This window comes from Streptomyces sp. NPDC031497 (genome assembly GCF_055580905.1).
In genome coordinates this window covers 59592-76914 of the sequence record NZ_JBVIKO010000008.1, presented here as the reverse complement: position 1 = coordinate 76914, position 17323 = coordinate 59592, and the positions used below count along the sequence as shown (strand labels likewise).

General features: G+C 72.4%; 18 protein-coding genes and 1 riboswitch. Of the genes, 11 read left to right on the top strand and 7 right to left on the bottom strand.

Going from position 1 to position 17323, the window contains the following annotated elements:
* Positions 1–45 precede the first annotated feature (45 nt).
* Together ACZ5K7_RS18375 and ACZ5K7_RS18370 are read left to right on the top strand one after the other, a co-directional pair.
* Complete coding sequence (locus ACZ5K7_RS18375) at positions 46–588, top strand: RNA polymerase sigma factor (protein WP_351696919.1); 543 nt, start codon at positions 46–48, stop codon at positions 586–588.
* Entirely contained in the window at positions 581–1558 is a 978-nt protein-coding gene (locus ACZ5K7_RS18370; RefSeq protein ID WP_351696917.1) for a CU044_5270 family protein, read from the top strand. Before ACZ5K7_RS18375 ends, ACZ5K7_RS18370 begins: the two co-directional genes overlap by 8 nt.
* On the opposite strand, the gene ACZ5K7_RS18365 is transcribed toward ACZ5K7_RS18370, so the two are convergent.
* Complete coding sequence (locus tag ACZ5K7_RS18365; RefSeq protein ID WP_351696915.1) at positions 1559–2407, bottom strand: bifunctional 5,10-methylenetetrahydrofolate dehydrogenase/5,10-methenyltetrahydrofolate cyclohydrolase; 849 nt, start codon at positions 2405–2407, stop codon at positions 1559–1561.
* Between the two features lie 26 nt (positions 2408–2433).
* Positions 2434–2516, bottom strand: a riboswitch (ZMP/ZTP riboswitch).
* A 172-nt stretch (positions 2517–2688) separates the two neighbouring features.
* A complete protein-coding gene (locus tag ACZ5K7_RS18360; RefSeq protein ID WP_351696912.1) occupies positions 2689–3054 on the bottom strand; it encodes a nuclear transport factor 2 family protein in 366 nt (121 codons plus the stop codon).
* A gap of 172 nt (positions 3055–3226) precedes the next feature.
* Here ACZ5K7_RS18360 and ACZ5K7_RS18355 point away from each other — a divergent pair, with 172 nt between their 5' ends.
* On the top strand, positions 3227–3523 hold the full coding sequence (locus ACZ5K7_RS18355; protein WP_351696910.1) for a hypothetical protein: 297 nt from the start codon (positions 3227–3229) through the stop codon (positions 3521–3523).
* Positions 3524–3606: 83 nt separating this feature from the next.
* Here the strand turns inward: ACZ5K7_RS18355 and ACZ5K7_RS18350 are convergent, their stop codons facing one another.
* On the bottom strand, positions 3607–5385 hold the full coding sequence (locus ACZ5K7_RS18350) for an ABC transporter ATP-binding protein (RefSeq protein ID WP_468914581.1): 1779 nt from the start codon (positions 5383–5385) through the stop codon (positions 3607–3609).
* A gap of 327 nt (positions 5386–5712) precedes the next feature.
* Here ACZ5K7_RS18350 and ACZ5K7_RS18345 point away from each other — a divergent pair, with 327 nt between their 5' ends.
* Together ACZ5K7_RS18345 and ACZ5K7_RS18340 are read left to right on the top strand one after the other, a co-directional pair.
* On the top strand, positions 5713–6801 hold the full coding sequence (locus ACZ5K7_RS18345) for an S-(hydroxymethyl)mycothiol dehydrogenase (RefSeq protein WP_351696904.1): 1089 nt from the start codon (positions 5713–5715) through the stop codon (positions 6799–6801).
* Complete coding sequence (locus tag ACZ5K7_RS18340) at positions 6801–7430, top strand: MBL fold metallo-hydrolase (RefSeq protein ID WP_351696902.1); 630 nt, start codon at positions 6801–6803, stop codon at positions 7428–7430. Before ACZ5K7_RS18345 ends, ACZ5K7_RS18340 begins: the two co-directional genes overlap by 1 nt.
* Positions 7431–7542: 112 nt before the next feature.
* Here ACZ5K7_RS18340 and ACZ5K7_RS18335 read toward each other — a convergent pair whose 3' ends face one another.
* The gene (locus ACZ5K7_RS18335; protein WP_351696900.1) at positions 7543–8070 is read right to left on the bottom strand and encodes a hypothetical protein; all 528 of its coding nucleotides are present in this window, start codon (positions 8068–8070) and stop codon (positions 7543–7545) included.
* 49 nt (positions 8071–8119) lie between these two features.
* Between ACZ5K7_RS18335 and ACZ5K7_RS18330 the strand changes: the two genes are divergently transcribed.
* A complete protein-coding gene (locus ACZ5K7_RS18330) occupies positions 8120–8941 on the top strand; it encodes an SDR family NAD(P)-dependent oxidoreductase (protein WP_351696897.1) in 822 nt (273 codons plus the stop codon).
* Here the strand turns inward: ACZ5K7_RS18330 and ACZ5K7_RS18325 are convergent.
* The gene (locus ACZ5K7_RS18325) at positions 8927–10321 is read right to left on the bottom strand and encodes a pyridoxal phosphate-dependent decarboxylase family protein (protein WP_468914578.1); all 1395 of its coding nucleotides are present in this window, start codon (positions 10319–10321) and stop codon (positions 8927–8929) included. The two genes, ACZ5K7_RS18330 and ACZ5K7_RS18325, sit on opposite strands and share 15 nt — an antisense overlap.
* A gap of 141 nt (positions 10322–10462) precedes the next feature.
* Between ACZ5K7_RS18325 and ACZ5K7_RS18320 the strand changes: the two genes are divergently transcribed.
* Positions 10463–11158, top strand: a complete 696-nt coding sequence (locus tag ACZ5K7_RS18320; protein ID WP_351696891.1) for a L,D-transpeptidase family protein — start codon at positions 10463–10465, stop codon at positions 11156–11158.
* A gap of 29 nt (positions 11159–11187) precedes the next feature.
* Here ACZ5K7_RS18320 and ACZ5K7_RS18315 read toward each other — a convergent pair whose 3' ends face one another.
* Positions 11188–12390, bottom strand: coding sequence for a Gfo/Idh/MocA family protein (locus ACZ5K7_RS18315; protein WP_351696889.1), 1203 nt, complete (start codon positions 12388–12390; stop codon positions 11188–11190).
* Between the two features lie 141 nt (positions 12391–12531).
* Between ACZ5K7_RS18315 and ACZ5K7_RS18310 the strand changes: the two genes are divergently transcribed.
* A complete protein-coding gene (locus tag ACZ5K7_RS18310) occupies positions 12532–13680 on the top strand; it encodes an ROK family transcriptional regulator (protein WP_351696887.1) in 1149 nt (382 codons plus the stop codon).
* A gap of 141 nt (positions 13681–13821) precedes the next feature.
* Entirely contained in the window at positions 13822–14010 is a 189-nt protein-coding gene (locus ACZ5K7_RS18305; RefSeq protein ID WP_351696884.1) for a hypothetical protein, read from the top strand.
* A gap of 94 nt (positions 14011–14104) precedes the next feature.
* On the opposite strand, the gene ACZ5K7_RS18300 is transcribed toward ACZ5K7_RS18305, so the two are convergent.
* The gene (locus ACZ5K7_RS18300) at positions 14105–15478 is read right to left on the bottom strand and encodes a S1 family peptidase (protein WP_351696882.1); all 1374 of its coding nucleotides are present in this window, start codon (positions 15476–15478) and stop codon (positions 14105–14107) included.
* 191 nt (positions 15479–15669) lie between these two features.
* Here ACZ5K7_RS18300 and ACZ5K7_RS18295 point away from each other — a divergent pair, with 191 nt between their 5' ends.
* Together ACZ5K7_RS18295 and ACZ5K7_RS18290 are read left to right on the top strand one after the other, a co-directional pair.
* On the top strand, positions 15670–16842 hold the full coding sequence (locus ACZ5K7_RS18295) for a MalY/PatB family protein (RefSeq protein ID WP_450971916.1): 1173 nt from the start codon (positions 15670–15672) through the stop codon (positions 16840–16842).
* A 37-nt stretch (positions 16843–16879) separates the two neighbouring features.
* Positions 16880–17275 (top strand): PPOX class F420-dependent oxidoreductase, encoded by a 396-nt coding sequence (locus ACZ5K7_RS18290; protein ID WP_468914574.1) that lies wholly within the window; start codon positions 16880–16882, stop codon positions 17273–17275.
* The last annotated feature ends 48 nt before the right edge of the window (positions 17276–17323 follow it).

The following is a 17323-nucleotide window of genomic DNA, read 5'->3' as shown; positions in this document are numbered from 1 at the left end:
GGAAAGGGGTGTGACGATCGGGAAGGTGCCGGACAGGAACCGAACATGAGCAACGACGAGATCTTCGCCGCTGCCTATCGCGAGCACTACTGGGCGGTCAGCCGTTATGTCGCGCGGCGACTGGACGGGCGGACCGGCGAGGTGGAGGAAGTGGTGGCAGAGGTGTTCACGGTGGCCTGGCGCCGGCGCGCCGACCTGCCGGCCACCCCGCTGCCCTGGCTGTACGGCGTGGCACGCAACTGCCTCGCCAACGCGGTACGCGGATACGGGCGCCGGCGCCGGCTGGTGGACCGGCTGGGCAACGACGAGAGCGCCCACGGGCGGCAGACCGTGGCCGGCCCGGACACCGAACGCCCCGGCTCCTGGGTGCACGAGGCGCTGGGCCGGCTCTCCCCGGCCGACCAGGAGGTGCTGCGGCTGACGGCGTGGGAGGAGCTCGGCGTCGACGAGGTCGCGGTCGCCCTGGGCTGCGGCAGCCGGGCGGCGGCGATGCGGCTGCACCGCGCCCGCCGCCGGCTCAGAGCCGAGATCGACCGACTGCGCCCCCCTGCCGCCGAGGCTCTCCCCGAGGAACACCGCCATGGCTGACGAACTCGACCTGCTGCGCGCCGCCGACCCGGCACCCGCCGACGGCCCCCACTTCGGCGACGGCCCCCTGGACCACACCGCCGAACGGCACCTCGCCCGGTTGCTGCACGACAATCCGACCCCCCGGCGCCGGACCCGGCCGCGACTGGTGTGGTCGCTCGCCGCGGCCCTCGTCGCCGTGGCCACCGTCCTGACCGTGCTGCTCGGCGGTTCCGCCGGCACTCCCGCGGTCGCCGCACCCCGGCCGCTGGCCGTCCGCGTCCACTCCATCCCCGTACCGCTCGCCGAGGTCGCGAAACTGGCCGCCGTGGCGGCCCAGGACGGGTCCCCGGCGCTGCTTCAGGGCACCCATGTGCAGTCCTGGAGCCTCGGCATGAGCGACGGCAGGCCGCCGGTCACGCTGCCCGAGGAGCGGGTGGTGCGCTGGGCCGCGGACGGCAGCCACACCGAGGTGGTCGTGGCGACCGACCCGGCCCACCCGGGCCGCCCGGTCCTGACCGACGACGGTGACCGGTCGCGGCTGGTCGAGGACGGCCATGTGCTCAGCCGGCGCACCTTCCCCCCGATGTGGGGGGACGCCCCGCCGCTCGCCACACCCCCGCACGACCCGGCGAAACTGCGCACCTACCTGACCGAGCTGATCTACAGCCACACCCTCACCACGTCGGAACTCCTGGACGCCACCCGCGAGTTGCTCGACAACTGGACGCTCGGCGCGCGGGAGTCGGCCGCCCTGGCCGAACTCCTCGCCGACGCCGAGGGGCTGCGCCCGGCCGGCCAGGTCACCGATCGGCTCGGCCGCACCGGGCAGGCGTACGTCCACGACGAGGCCTCGGGCGCCCGGCGGATGCTGATCCTGGACCCGGCCACCGGTGCCGTACTCGGCCTGGAGACCACGTTCACCCGGGACGACCCCGAGTACGGGGTGCGGGCCGGTGACGTCATGGACTACAGCGCCTGGATGCGCTGATCACACCCCGAGCTGCCGGGCCGCCGCGGTCACCGTCTGCTCCAGCAGCACGGCGATGGTCATCGGACCGACCCCGCCCGGCACCGGCGTGATCAGCGAGGCCCGTTCGATCGCGGTGTCGAAGTCGACGTCACCGACGTTCCCCTCGTTGTAGCCCGCGTCGAGCACGACCGCCCCCGGCTTGACGTCCTGGCCCCGGATCAGCCGGGGGCGTCCGACGGCGGCGACCACGATGTCGGCCTCGCGGACGGCCGCGGAGAGGTCGGCGGTGCGGGAGTGGCAGTAGGTGACGGTGGCGTCACGGGCGAGCAGCAGCATGCCGGCCGGCTTGCCCAGGATCGCGCTGCGGCCGACGACCACCGCCCGCTTCCCGGCCGGGTCCACGTCGTACGCGTCGAGCAGGCGCAGGATGCCGCCGGGCGTGCAGGAGACGAAGCCCGGCAGGCCGAAGCTCATCGTCGCGAACGACGCGAAGGTCACGCCGTCCACGTCCTTCTCGGGTGCGATCGCCTCGAACGCGGCCCGCTCGTCGATGTGTTCGCCGACCGGATGCTGGAGCAGGATGCCGTGCACCGCCGGGTCGGCGGACAACTCCCGCAGGGTGGTGACGAGTTCCCCGGTGGTCGTGGTGGCGGGCAGCGCCACGTGCCGGGAGGCGATACCGGCCTTGCGGCTGCGGTTCTGCTTCATCCGGACGTAGGTGACGGAGGCCGGGTCCTCGCCGACCAGCACCGTCGCCAGGCACGGCGTGGTGCCGGTGCGGGCGGTGAACTCGGCGGCCCGCTGTGCGGTCTGCTCGACGATCCGGCGGGCGACGGCGGTTCCGTCCATGAGACGGGCAGGGGTCATGCGGCACGCTCCTGAGCTGGTTCGACCTTGATCGCCCAGGCGCACGGCATCGACAGTGCGGACCGCTCCCCGGTGGTGCTCCACCTCAGCGCCAGTCACGGCCCGCGCCCAGCGTAACCGAGACCTTCAGCGTCTCCCACGGCGGTGCGCCGCTCGCAGGGCCGTCCGCAGCAGCATGACGGACGTACGCGGACGCGTGCGGCGGCGCTGCCCGAGTCCCGCTCGCGCCGAGAAGGTCCAGGTCAGCCGGGCGCTGACCTGGACCCTCGCGGTCCTTCCGGCTACTCGTCCCATGCCTGGATCATGATCTGTTCGGCGATCTTGCCGTCGCGCAGCGTGATCATCGACTCGGCGAGCACCCGGACGCCGTCCGCGTACTCGCAGGATTCGCTGTAGGCGGCCCGGTCGCCCTGCACGATGCACTGGTCCACCTTGTGCGTCATGTCCCGGCTGTAGACGTCGTCCAGCATCGCGGCAATGTCCCTGCGGCCGTGCAGGACCTTGGGGTGGCTGGGCTGGGTGGTGCGGTCGACGATGCGGATCTCCGCGTCGTCCGTGTAGAGCGCCAGCAGGGTGTTCCCCGTGTTCCCCTCCACGGCCCGGCGCAGTGTCTCGGTATCGAACGTGGAGCCTGTCGCGGTGCCCATGATGACCTCCTGCGGGAGCCCGCGACCCGATACGGAGCGGGCCGCGACAGCCCCACCTTCGAGCCTCCTCCGCCCCGCCGCGCTCGGCAAGCGCAGGCCGGGCGCTCCGCCTGACGGGTGAGGGGGACCGGCTGCCCGTGTCCGGCCGGGCGCCGCGCCCGTTGCTGGAGACATGATCTCAACACGACGTATCGTCGCCGCCGTCGGCCTCGCGGTCGGGGTCACCGGCCTCGCCGCGCCGCTGGCGAACGCGGCCGACGCGGACGCGCAGCACCCCGGGAAGCTCAGCCCGATCGGCGTGCTCGACTCGCTGGCCCGCAGTGACATCCCGGCGGAGTACAAGGACGAGGTCCCCAAGGTCTCGGAGCAGCTGCAGGGACTGAACGGACTCCACAAGCTGGGTGAACTGCACCAGCTCACCGACCTGGCCGCGCCCGCCATGGGGCTGGTGCCGGGCATCGGGTCCTGACCCCCGGCCACACCCCGAGGGCCGTCCCGGTAAGGGGCGGCCCTTCGCCGTAGCCGGTGGGTGGGCGGCCGGGTACCGGGCGCTCAGTGCTCGGCGGCCAGGAACTGCGTCGCCGCCAGCTCCGCGTACAGCGGATCCGCCGCCACCAGCTCCCGGTGCGTGCCCACCGCGCGGACCTGGCCCGCGTCCATCACCACGATCCGGTCGGCCGTCGTCACCGTCGACAACCGGTGCGCGACCACCAGCACCGTCGTCGACCGCGCCACATCGGCGACCGTGTCCCTGAGGGCCGCCTCGTTCACCGCGTCCAGCTGCGAGGTCGCCTCGTCCAGGAGCAGCAGCCGGGGTCGGCGCAGCAACGCCCGCGCGATCGCGACCCGTTGCCGTTCGCCGCCGGACAGCTTGGTCCCGCGGTGCCCGACCAGCGTCTCCAGGCCCTGCGGCAGCCGCGCCACCAGACCGTCCAGCCGCGTCGTCTTCAGCACCCGCGTCACCGTGTCCTCGTCCGCCTCCGGATTGCCGAGGAGCAGGTTGTCCCTGAGCGACCCCGACAGCACGGGCGCGTCCTGCTCGACGTATCCGATGGCCGAGCGCAGCAGGGGCAGGTCCCAGTCGGCGAGCGGACGGCCGTCGAGGGTGATCGTGCCGGACTCCGGGTCGTAGAACCGCTCGATCAGCGAGAAGACGGTGGTCTTGCCCGCGCCGGACGGGCCGACGAACGCCGTCATGCCCCGGGCGGGTATCGCGAAGCTCACTCCGTGGTGGACGTACGGCAGGTCGTCGGCGTAGCGGAAGCGTACGTCGGTGAAGGTGACGGCGGCCGGTTCGGCGCCGGGGGACGGCAACTCGGCGGGCGCGGAGGGGGGTTCGGCGGGCAGCCGGAGCGCCTCCTGGATCCGGGCGAGCGCGCCGGCACCGGTCTGGTACTGCGTGACCGCGCCGACGACCTGCTGGATCGGCGACATCAGATAGAAGACGTACAGGAGGAAGGCCACCAGGGTGCCGATGCCGATCGCGCCGGTCGCCACCCTCGCCCCGCCCACCGCGAGGACCGTGATGAACGCCAGCTGCATCGCGAGCCCCGCCGTGTTGCCCGCCGCGGCCGACCACTTGGCGGCCCGCACGCTCTGCCGCCAGGACTCCTCGGCGGCCTCGTGCAGCGCCCGCTCCTCACGGTGCTCGGCGCCCGACGCCTTCACGGTGCGCAGCGCGCCCAGTACCCGCTCCAGCGAGGCCCCCATCACCCCGACCGCGTCCTGCGCCCGTCGGCTCGCCCGGTTGATGCGCGGCACGATCGTGCCCAGCACCAGGCCCGCCCCGGCGATCACCGCGAGCGTGACGCCCAGCAGCACGGGGTCGACCACCCCCATCATCACCACGGTGGCGACCAGGGTGAGCCCGCCGGTGCCGAGCGCGACCAGCGAGTCCGTGGTGACCTCGCGCAGCAGGGTGGTGTCCGAGGTGATCCGCGCCATCAGGTCACCGGGTTCGGTGCGGTCCACGGCGGTGATCCGCAGCCGCAGCAGGTACGACGACAGGGTGCGCCGCGCCCCGAGCACCACCGACTCGGCGGTGCGCCGCAGCACATACGAACCCAGGGCGCCCACGACGGTGTTGGTGACCACCAGACCCGCCATCGCGAGCAACTTCCCGCTGATGGAACGGTCGTGGGACAGGTCCTCGATCAACCCGCGCGCCACCAGCGGCAGCAGCAGCCCGGTCGCCCCGTTCAGCAGCGAGAGCACCGCACCCGCCAGCAGGGCCCAGCGGTGCGGCCGTACATAGGAGAGGAGCAGCCGGAACGCGGACGGACCGGTCCGGTCTCCCGTCCGTCGCGGCGAAACTGCGTCTGCGGTGGTCACGGTGCTCCTCGTCCGGGCGGTGGGCGGCGCACCAAGGCTACGTCGGGCCGACCCGGCCCCGGAGTCCGGTCGCCTACGGGTGGAACCGCTCTTCGTCAGGCCGCGTCCAGGGCCGCCGTGCCGGCCCGCGGTGAAGCGGACCCGGCGTTCCGGATGCGTCGGCCGTACGGCGGCACACTCCTTTCCCCGGCCCCGGTCGCCTTACCCCTCGGGGGTATCTGCTCTGGAAAGATCCGCGACGATCGACGTGCTCCGTGCCGTTACCGATCGGTCGCGCGTAGGGTCGGAAGACAGGCACGTCAGCAGAGCGACGAAAGGGTCAGGTCCATGGCGCAGGAAGTACGCGGCGTGATCGCACCGGGCAAGGACGAGCCGGTGCGGGTCGAGACGATCGTGGTGCCGGACCCCGGGCCGGGCGAAGCCGTCGTACAGGTACAGGCCTGCGGGGTCTGTCACACCGACCTGCACTACAAGCAGGGCGGAATCAACGACGAGTTCCCGTTCCTGCTCGGTCACGAGGCCGCCGGAGTGGTGGAGTCGGTCGGCGAGGGTGTCACGGACGTGGCGCCCGGTGACTTCGTGATCCTCAACTGGCGTGCCGTGTGCGGGAACTGCCGGGCCTGTCTGCGCGGCCGCCCCTGGTACTGCTTCAACACCCACAACGCCAAGCAGAGGATGACCCTCGCCTCGACCGGACAGGAGCTGTCCCCGGCGCTGGGCATCGGCGCTTTCGCCGACAAGACGCTGGTCGCCGCCGGACAGTGCACCAAGGTCGACCCGGCCGTCTCCCCGGCGGTCGCCGGACTGCTCGGCTGCGGGGTGATGGCCGGCATCGGCGCCGCGATCAACACGGGCAACGTCGGCCGGGGCGACTCGGTCGCCGTGATCGGCTGCGGTGGGGTCGGCGACGCGGCGATCGCCGGGTCCCGGCTGGCGGGCGCCGCGAAGATCATCGCCGTCGACATCGACGACCGGAAGCTGGAGACGGCGCGCACCCTGGGCGCCACCCACACGGTCAACTCGCGCGCGGGCGACCCGGTCGAGGCGATCCGCGAGCTGACCGGCGGCTTCGGCGCCGACGTCGTCATCGAGGCGGTCGGCCGCCCCGAGACCTACCGGCAGGCCTTCTACGCCCGCGACCTCGCCGGGACGGTCGTCCTCGTCGGCGTACCGACCCCGGAGATGAAGCTCGAACTGCCGCTGCTCGACGTCTTCGGCCGCGGCGGCGCGCTCAAGTCCAGCTGGTACGGCGACTGCCTGCCCTCCCGGGACTTCCCCATGCTGATCGACCTGCACCTGCAGGGCCGGCTGCCGCTGGACGCCTTCGTGACCGAGACCATCCAGCTCGACGAGGTGGAGAAGGCGTTCGACCGGATGCACCAGGGCGACGTGCTGCGTTCGGTGGTGGTGCTCTGATGACCACCCGCATCGAACGCCTCGTCACCTCCGGACAGTTCACCCTCGACGGCGGCACCTGGGACGTCGAGAACAACGTATGGATCATCGGCGACGAACGCGAAGTGATCGTCATCGACGCCGCCCACGACGCCGAGGCCATCGCCGAGGCGGTCGACGACCGTGTGCTGAAGGCGATCGTCTGCACCCACGCCCACAACGATCACATCGACGCCGCGCCCGCCCTCGCGGACCTCACCGGCGCCAAGATCTGGCTGCACCCCGACGACCTGCCGCTGTGGAAGCTCACCCACCCCGACCGCGAGCCCGACAACCATCTGACCGACGGGCTCGTCATCGAGGCGGCCGGCGCCGACCTGACCGTGCTGCACACACCCGGCCACGCGCCCGGCGCCGTCTGCCTCCACGAGCCCGGACTGGGCGTCGTCTTCACCGGTGACACCCTCTTCCAGGGCGGCCCCGGCGCGACCGGACGGTCGTACTCCCACTTCCCGACGATCATCGACTCCATCCGGGACAGGCTGCTCACCCTCCCTGCGGAGACGAAGGTCCTGACGGGCCACGGCGACCCGACCACCATCGGTGCCGAAGCCCCCCATCTGGAGGAGTGGATCACCCGCGGCCACTGACGCCGGGAGAAGGCGACTGAGGAAGTCAGGCTTCCGGGCGGCCCTCGACGGAGACCGTGAGGGAGCACGTGCCGGAGGCCTGACCTGCCGGACCGCCCGACGGACCGGCAGGTCAGGCCTCCGCCAGCGGCAGGCGTCCCGGGTGGCCGGGCGGCAGCGCCAGGTCCTCGCGGACGGCCGCGTAGAAGTCGTCGCGGCCGTCGCGCTGCCGCTCCAGCAGGATCCGCCATGCCTCGGGATCCCGCCGTTCCTCCCGCAGGAACCGCTCCATCGCCATGACCGCCAGCACCCACTCCTGGCCCTTCGCGACCACCGCCGGGCTGCCCAGCATGATGAGTTTCTCGCCGTACGGATCACGGGCCAACTGGGCCGCGGCCAGCAGGGGTTCGGCCTCCTGCGGGGAGAGCGGGTGGGGATGCGGGTCGTTGCCCAGATGGGCGGCCACCCGGTAGTCGACGGAGACGGTCTTCTTCAGCGCCTGCGCCCACTCCGCGTACACGGTCAGCCGGCGCTCGTCCCAGCGCGCCTCCTGTTCCCGCCGGAACCGCACCCGGTCACCCCGCACCACGGCGAGATACGAACCGAGCGCGCCGATCACGACGCCCATGAGGGCGGGGAGTTGCTGCAAGAACGCGGACATGCCCGCACGCTATCTGTCCTGTTGATCCTTCCGCCCGTACGGTCGTGCCATGACCGGACTCAATCGCTTTGCGGGACACGGGGTTCTCGTCACGGGCGCGGCCCGCGGCATCGGCGCGGCCGTCGCCCGGCGGCTGGCCGAGGAGGGCGCACGGGTGCTGGCGACCGACCGGGACCTGTCCGAGGCCGAGCGGACCGCGGCCGCGCTGCGTGAACAGGGCCTGCCGGTCGAGGCGTTCGGCTGTGACGTGGCCGACCGCGACTCCGTGACGGCCGCCGTCGACCGTGCTGTCGCCGCCTTCGGCGGACTCGACGTGCTGGTGAACTGCGCCGCGCACTGCACCCCGGACGTCCCGCTCTTCGAGGACCAGCCGGAGGACGGCTGGGATCTCGACCTCGACATCACCCTCACCGGCGTGTACCGCTGCTGCCGGGCCGCCCTGCCGCACCTGGCCGCCTCCGGCCGGGGCGCCGTCGTCACCATCGGCTCGGTCAACGCCGAGGCCGACTTCGGCAACCACGCGTACAGCGCCGCCAAGGCCGGCCTCGGCTCGCTGACCCGCACCCTCGCCGGGCACGCGGCCGCGCGCGGGATCCGGGTGAACCTGGTGGAGCCGGGCACGGTCCGCACCTCGGCGTGGGCGGAACGGGAGGACGAACTCGACGCCCTCGGGCCGCTCTACCCGCTCGGCCGGGTCGGCGAGCCGGCGGACATCGCCGCGGCCGTCGCCTTCCTCGCCTCCGGGGACGCTGCCTGGATCACCGGCACCACGCTCCGCGTCGACGGCGGCCTCACCGCCGTCCACAGCGGCTTCCACGCGGCGCTGCGGCCGCACCGGGAGGCCCGGCATGCGCCGTCACAGGGCCGTTGACGCGGCCGCGACCGCGGCCAGCACCCGCCGGGTGTCGTCCTCGGTGGTCCGCCAGTTGCTGAACGCCGCCCGCAGCGCCGGCACCCCGCCGTACACCGTCGGGGTGAGGAACGTCTCCCCGGACGCGGCGAGCGCCCGGGCCAGGGCGTCCACCCGCTCCTGCGTGGGGTTCTCGGCGAGGGTGAAACAGACCACGTTGAGCCGGACCGGGGCCAGCAGGCACAGGTCCGGGAGGGCGTCGATGCCAGAGCCGAGACGCCGGGCCTCGGCGACGTTGCGTTCGACGATCTCGCGGTACCCGGCACGGCCGTACGCCGTCAGGGAGAACCAGGCCGGCAGCGCCCGCAGCCGGCGGGAGGTCTCCGGGGTCAGGTGCAGGAAGTCCGGGTCGCCGGTGGGCGGGCCCAGATAGGGGGACTCGTTGTGGAAGACGGCCACTTGGAGGTCGCGGCGGCGGGTGAACTGCACGGCCGCGTCGTAGGGGACGTTGAGCCACTTGTGCAGGTCCACACAGACCGAGTCGGCCGCGTCCAGACCGGCGACGAGCGGGGCGTGGGCGGGGGAGAGGGCGGCGAAGGCGCCGAACGCGGCGTCGACGTGCAGCCAGAAGTCGTACCGCTCCTTGAGCGCGGCGATCGCCCGCAGGTCGTCGAAGTCGACGGTGTTCACCGTGCCGGCGTTGGCGACGACGATCGCCGGCCGCCCGCCCAGCGCGGCCAGCGCCGAGTCGAGCGCGGTCACGTCCACCGCCTCCCGGTTGCCGGGCAGCAGCGGCACCGGCCGCAGCCGGTCCCGCCCGATGCCGAGCACCGACAGCGCCTTGCCGACGCTGGAGTGCGGGCTGCCGGAGAGCACCTCGACCGGGCCCAGCGCGGCGGCGCCCGCCCGGGAGACGTCCACCCCGAGCCGCTCGCCGAGCCATTCCCGGGCGATCGCCAGACCGACCGTGTTGGACATCGTCGCCCCGGTCACGAACGCCCCGCTGTGCGCCTCACCGAGCCCGAACAGTTCGGCCAGCCAGGCCACCGTCTCGCGCTCCAGGGCGGTACCCCAGGAGCCGGCGGCCCCGGCCGCGTTCTGGTCGTAGGCCGAGGTCAGCCAGTCGCCGGTCAGGGAGGCGGGCGTCACACCGCCGGTGACGAAACCGAGGTAGCGTGGGCCGGCCGAGGCGGACAGACCCGGCGCCCACCGCTCGGCGAACCGGGCCAGCGCGCCCTCCCCGCCCTCCCCCCGCTCGGGCAGCGCCGCCCGCGCGGGTACCGGGCCGAGCGCGGCCACCGGCCGTTCGTCCAGCCCGGCCAGCGCACGCGCGGCCATCTCACGGGCCGACCGCAGAAGCTCGGGGAACCGGGCGAGATCGTCGGCAAGCATGCGGTGCATGGACGGCAGCCTAGGCCGCCCGCGCCCACGACGCCGAAGTTAACCGTTTCGTCACAGCCTGGCCGGTGCTACAACCAATGCCCTCGATCGGCCGGTCTAGGACCACGAGATCGCAGGACACAGGAAGGAGACAGACTTCACATGGGGGACATACGCAGACGAGGTGCCGTCGTACTCGGCGTCACCGGGCTCGTGGCACCGCTCACGCTCGCCCTCACCTCCGCCCCGGCCCAGGCCGCGAGCTGCACCACGCAGGCCGGGCCGTACCAGAAGCAGGTGGAGAAGTTCCTCGGCCGGCCGGTGGACGGCAAGCAGTCCGCCGCCGACTGCAAGGCGATCAAGGCCTTCCAGGACAAGCACGGCATCACGCCCGACATCGGCTACGCCGGCCCCGTCACCTGGGGCGTGATGGACCTGATGAACAAGCAGAAGGCCGTCGGCGACAAGCCGAACAAGGACGGCAAGTGCCCCACCAACAAGGGGCGCATCGCCTGCGTGAACCTCACGCTCCAGCTGAGCTGGGTCCAGGACGGCAACAAGCTGGTCTACGGCCCGGTGCCGGTCCGTACCGGCCGCAACGGCTACGAGACCCGGACCGGTCTGAAGAAGATCTACTGGCGTGACATCGACCACGTCTCGTCGGTGTACAACGTCCCGATGCCCTACAGCCAGTTCTTCGACGGCGGCCAGGCCTTCCACTCGGTGGGTCTCAGCATGTGGAACCCGCCGGGCTCGCACGGCTGCGTCAACATGACCACCAAGGACGCCAAGAAGTACTGGTCCCTGCTGAAGAACGGCGACGACGTCTACGTGTACGGCCGCAAGCCGGGCACCTGACGGTACCCGGCCCCGCCCGGCGCCCCGGCTCAGCTCTCCGGGGCGTCCCCGAAGTCCGGGATCTCCAGCCTGGCCCCGCCCTGCCGCGCGGACTCGTGCGCGATGATGCCCGGCAGGGTGTAGCGGGCGGCGACCCACGCGTTGACCGTCGGCAGGGCGCGCGTGTTGACGGCCGTCACGAAGTCGTCGACCAGGAAGTGGTGGCTGCCCTCGTGCCCGTTGTGCAGCGTGTCGAACTCCCGCGGCAGCCGCGCCCGGTCGTGCACCGGCGCCGACCCCGAGGTGAAGGCCGCGCGCAGCTCCGGCGCGATGTGCTGGAGCGAGGGGTCGTCGGACGACATGGTGGGCTTGGGCTCCAGGAGCTCGCTGATGTCCTTCACGCCCTTCTTGTCCTGCCACAGCGCCACCGTCGCCAGCTGCTCCATGCTGGCCTCGGTCCCGAAGAACCGGAAGCGCGATTCGCGGATGTGCGACGGATAGCCCACCCGCCGGAACTCGTTCGTACGGAACGACCCGCCGCCCGCGACCTCGAACAGCGCGGTGGCGTTGGACACGTCGTTGCCGAACTGGCTGACGTCCTTGTCGAAGACGCCGTCGCCGCGGTCGTCCACCACCCCGATCGCCGACACGCTCACCGCGTGCGTCTGCCAGGCGCCGAGCACCCCGCCCACCGCGTGCGTCGGGTAGAGCAGCGGGGGATAGCTGGCGGTCGCCTTCCAGTTCTCGCCGCCGCTGTAGCGGTACGCGTCGTAGAAGCCCAGGTCCATGTCGTGGACGTAGTCGCCCTCGGCGTAGAACAGCCGCCCGAAGGCGCCCTCGGCGATCTGGTTGCGGGCGTGCACGGTCGCCGGGTTGTACTGGCTGGTCTCGCCCATCATGTACGTCAGGCCGGTCGCCTTGACCGCGTCGATGATCGCAGCGATCTCCTCGGCGGTGATCGCCATGGGGACCGCCGAGTACACGTGCTTGCCGGCGTTCAGGCCCGCCAGGACCAGCGGGCCGTGCGTCCAGCGCTGGGTGAAGATCGCGACCGCGTCGACGTCCGCCGACTCCAGCATCGCCTCGTACGACGGGAAGGTCCCCGCCAGGCTCTGGGCGGCGGCGAGCCGCTCCGCCCGCTCGGGCAGCAGGTCGGTGACGTACACGTCGCCGACGCCGGGATGGGCCTGGAACAGGGTGGCGAACTGGCCGGAGAACTGGCCGGCGCCGACGATGCCGAGTGAGAAAGTCATGGTGGTTACTTTTGCTTCGGAAGAATCTCGCCGTCAAGGGGCGGAAGGAAGTAGGAAGGACGGCAGAAGGGCGCTTCTGCGGCGCACCCGGCGCACAGTAGGGTGGCCGGGTTACTTCAGTTCCGGAAGGAAAGGGATGCCGTGACCGACTGGCTGCCGCTGAGCCCCGCGGAGCGCTCCGTGGCGATCGAGGTGCTCGTGCACGGCCCGCTGTCGCGCACCGGGCTGGCCCGCCGGCTGAACCTCTCCCAGGGCAGCCTCACCCGCCTCACCAAGCCGCTCATCGAGTCCGGGCTGCTCGTCGAGGCCCCCTGGGCGGGCGCCCCCGCGGAAGCGCGCCAGGGCCGCCCCTCGCAGCCGCTGGACGTGGTCGCCGAGTCCCGCTTCTTCCTCGGCTTCAAGGTCACCGACGAGACCGTGTACGGCGTCGTCACCACCCTGCGCAGCGACATCGTCGCCCGCCTCGAGTGGCCGCTCACCAGCCACGACCCCGAGGAAGTCGCCGACCTCCTGGCCAGGATGGCCGCGGAGCTGGCCGTCCGGCACCCCGCCGTCGCGGGCATCGGCATCGGCGTCGGCGGGTTCGTGCGCGAGCACGCGGTGGTCGGCGAGTCGCCGTACCTGCGCTGGCGTGACGTCCCGCTGGCCGAGCTGGTGCGGCGGCGCACCGGGCTGCCGGTCGTGGTGGAGAACGACGTGGCCGCCCTGGTCGAGGCCGAGACCTGGTTCGGCGCCGGCCGGGGGGTCGACCGGTTCGTCGTCCTGACCATCGGCGCCGGTATCGGCTACGGGCTGGTGCTCGGCGGCCGGCGGGTGCCGTACGCCGAGGAGGACCGGGGCTTCGGCCGGCACTGGATCATCGACCCGCAGGGCCCGCTGACCCCGCAAGGTGAGCGCGGCAGTGCCGTGTCGCTGCTCACCATCCCCAGCATCCGCTACCAGATCAGGGCCGCCACCGGCCACGACGCGTCCTACGAGGAGATCCTCGCGCGCGCCGCGGAGGGCGAGCCGATGGCCGCGCGGGTGATCGGCGAGGCCGGCCGGGCGCTGGGCACCCTGCTCGCGCACATCGCCAACTTCGCCATGCCGCAGAAGATCCTGCTCGCCGGAGAAGGGGTCGGCCTGATGGAGGTGGCCGGGGACACGGTGCGGGACACCGTCCGCGCCCACCGGCATCCGCTCGCGGCGCCGATCGGCCTGGAGACCAAGGTCTCCGACTTCCACGACTGGGCGCGCGGAGCAGCCGTCCTGGCGATCCAGGTGCTGGTGCTCGGCGGGGACGAGGGCTGAACTGCCGTTTCCGCCCGGACGTCCGCCGTCGTCCGGTATCTAACTCCCTTTTCCCCTCGACTCATTGACGTGATGATTAACACGGTCCGATATGTCCATATCGGTCGTACTTACTCACGGCGCCTTCACGTCGATCGGCATATGCTTCACACCATGTCCACCACTGTTGAAGCCGTCACCGAGCGATCGGCCGACGAGGTCAACGAGGAGATCCGGGCCCTGTGGCTCCGGTCGGGCGGGACACTGAGCACCGAGCAGCGCGAGGAATACCGCCGGCTCGTCCTCGAATGGGCGGCCGCGTCCCCGCACCAGCCGGACCAGGCGGTCTGACCGCCCGTCCCGGGCACCCGTCGGGACGGGTGCCCTTCTCGTAGACCCGTGGGCCCTTCCACAGCACCGGGCCCCAGGCCCCCGGTCCCAGCCGTCAGCCCCAAGTAGCCGAGTAGTAGCGCTGGTACGCCTTGCGGTCCTGCTCCGCGCGGAAGTAGCGGGTCGCGACCAGGGCGACCAGGCTGCCCCCGATCACCAGCAGACCCGGACCGACATTACGGGTGTCCGTGAGCCGGGCGACCAGACCGGTGTCGCCCGAGGCGACCGGTGCCGACGAACCCGGCGAGGCCGCGCTCGGCGCGATCGCACTGTGGGTCGCTGCCGCCGACGGCGCCGGCGAGGCAGCCTGGCCCCCGGCCGCGTTCTGCGCCGACCCGACCAACCGCACGTTCAGCGCCGCCATCGCCCGGGTCACCGGCTGGAAGAACGTCACCCCGCCCGTGGTGCAGTCACCGCTGCCGCCCGAGGTCACGCCCAGCGCGATGCCCTCCGAGAACAACGGACCGCCGCTGTCGCCCGGTTCGGCGCACACGTTCGTCTGGATGAGCCCGGTGACCGTTCCCTCCGGATAGTTGACGGTGGCGTTGAGGGCGGTCACCGTGCCGTCGTGCAGCCCGCTGGTGGAGCCGCTGCGGAACACCTTCTGCCCGACCGTCGGATCGGCCGCCCCCGTGATCCGCACGCCCTGGCCATTGCCGATGGCGACCACGTCGGAGTTGTCACCGGCCTTCCCGCCGGCGTACTGGATCAGCGAGAAGTCATTGCCCGGGAACTGCGTGTTGATCGTGGTGCCCACCTGCTGGTTGTTGCCCTCGCCCTCGTCGAACCAGATGGTGTTGGCCGGTCCGCAGTGACCGGCGGTGAGAATGAAGTCGGTCGTTCCGTTGGTGACGTTGAACCCCGCCGAACAGCGGCCGCCCGTCGACAGGATCGGCTGCGCCCCGTTGAGCCGGGGGGTGAACGTGCCCTGAGAGCGCTGCATCTGCACAAAGGTGCCGATGCCCGCGGCGACCCGGCTCAGGTCCGACCAGTCGGAGGCGGAGACCGTGCTGTCGGCCTCCACCATCACCCGGTTGGTCCGGTAGTCCACCGCCCACGCGGTGCCGGCCACCCGCGGCGCCCCACGGAGCGTGGCGGTGGCCGCCTTCAGCTCGTTCATGCTGTGCGACACCATCTTGGGCTCGGCGCCCGCCTGCTTCACCATCGCCGCGGCCCGCTCGTCGGTCACCGCGACCACCGGCTTGCCGTCGGCGCCGATCCAACTGCCCGCCGTACGGGCCGTACCGAGCTTGGCCACCAGTGCGGCGCCGGTGTCACCGGCCTGCGTCGCGGAACTGAACGGGACGGCGGACGTACCGGGAGTCTCGCTCGCCATGGCCGTGGTGACCATCGCGCCTCCCAGAAGGAGTCCGCCGACCGCCGCCAGCTGTGTCCCCCGCCGGACGACTCGTCGTCGTGCGTGCCTCATCCATGGCTCCCGAAACCCCGAACGCGCGGTGCGGACACCGCGGGGCCCTCCGGTCGTCGAGCGCCCTGCTCTTCATACGGGGCCGGGCGCGGGGGTGTTCACCACGACGGTGATCTTTGCGATCCCGTGGCGGTACGACTTGGCCGTCCGGGCGCGTTCCCGGACACTCCGGGGCCGCCTATCTTGACCCCATGACCAGCATCCAGCAGGAGAACCCGGACGAACCGAACCCGCTGCGCGCTCTCACCCTCGACCGGCTGCGACGCCGTACCAGCATGAAATGGCGCACCTATCCGCAGGACGTGCTCCCGGTGTGGGTGGCGGAGATGGACGTGCCGCTCGCCGTGCCGGTCGTCCGCGCGGTCACGGACGCGATGGAACTCGGGGACACCGGCTACCCGGCGGGCACCGGCTACGCCGAGGCGCTCGCCGCGTTCGCCGCCAAACGCTGGGGCTGGCACGGGCTGGACGTGGCCCGCACCGCGATCGTCCCCGACGTGATGCTCGGGGTGGTCGAGATGCTGAGACTGGTCACCGGGCCCGGCGATCCGGTGGTCGTCAACTCGCCGGTGTATCCGCCGTTCTACCAGTTCATCGCGCACATGGACCGGCGGGTGGTGGAGGCCCCGCTCGGCGCCGACGGACGTATCGACCTCGACGTCCTGGCGGAAGCGTTCCGCGGGCTCGGCGGCCGGCGGGCCGCCCATCTGCTGTGCAGCCCGCACAACCCGACCGGCACCGTCCACACCGCCGAGGAACTCACCGCCGTGACCGAACTCGCCGAGCGGTACGGCGTCCGGGTCGTCGCCGACGAGATCCACGCCCCGCTCACCGCGCCCGGCGTCGACTTCGTGCCGTATCTGAGCGTGCCGGGCGCCGAGCGCGGCCTGTCCTTGATGTCGGCCTCGAAGGCCTGGAACCTGGCGGGCCTCAAGGCCGCGCTCGCCGTCGCCGGACCCGGGGCCGCCGCCGACCTCGCCCGGATGCCGGAGGAGGTGAGCCACGGCCCCAGTCATGTCGGCGTCATCGCGCACACGGCCGCCCTCGCCGACGGCACCGCCTGGCTGGACGCCCTGCTCGTCGGCCTGGACGAGAACCGGCGGCTGCTGGCCGGCCTCCTCGACCACCACCTGCCCGCCGTCGGGTACCGGCCCGCCGAGGCCACCTACCTCGCCTGGCTCGACTGCCGCGCCCTCGGACTCGGCGACGACCCGGCCGAGGTCTTCCTGGCGCGCGGCCGGGTCGCCGTCAACTCCGGGATCCCCTTCGGCACGGGCGGCGCCGGGCACGTACGGCTCAACCTGGCCACCTCGCCCGAGGTGATCACGGAAGCGGTACGGCGGATGGCTACGGCCCTGGTCTGAGGCGCGGCGCGGCGGGGGCGACCCCTACACTTCCCGCATGGACGACACCACCGGGACCGACCTCGACCGGCTCGGCGCCGGCAAGTACCTGCTCGTCACCAGCTATCGCAAGGACGGCAGCCCTGTCCCCACCCCGGTCTGGGTGGTGCGGGACGGAGACACACTCGGCGTCTGGACGGCCGCCGACACCTGGAAGGTCAAGCGGATCCGCCGCCGCGCCGATGTCCGGGTCGGCCCCTGCGACCTGCGCGGACGCCCGACCGGCGACCCGGTCCCGGCCACCGCCGAGATCGCCGACGAGGCCACCACCGCCCGCTACCGCGACCTCATCGCCCGCAAGTACGGCATCACCGGCCGGCTCACCCTGCTCGGCAGCAGGCTGCGGCGCGGCCGCGAGGGCAGCGTCGGTATCCGGGTGACCCTCGCGCCCTGAGGAGGCCGTATCTCCCCAGGGCGCGAGGAGCGCGAGACGCGTCCGGCC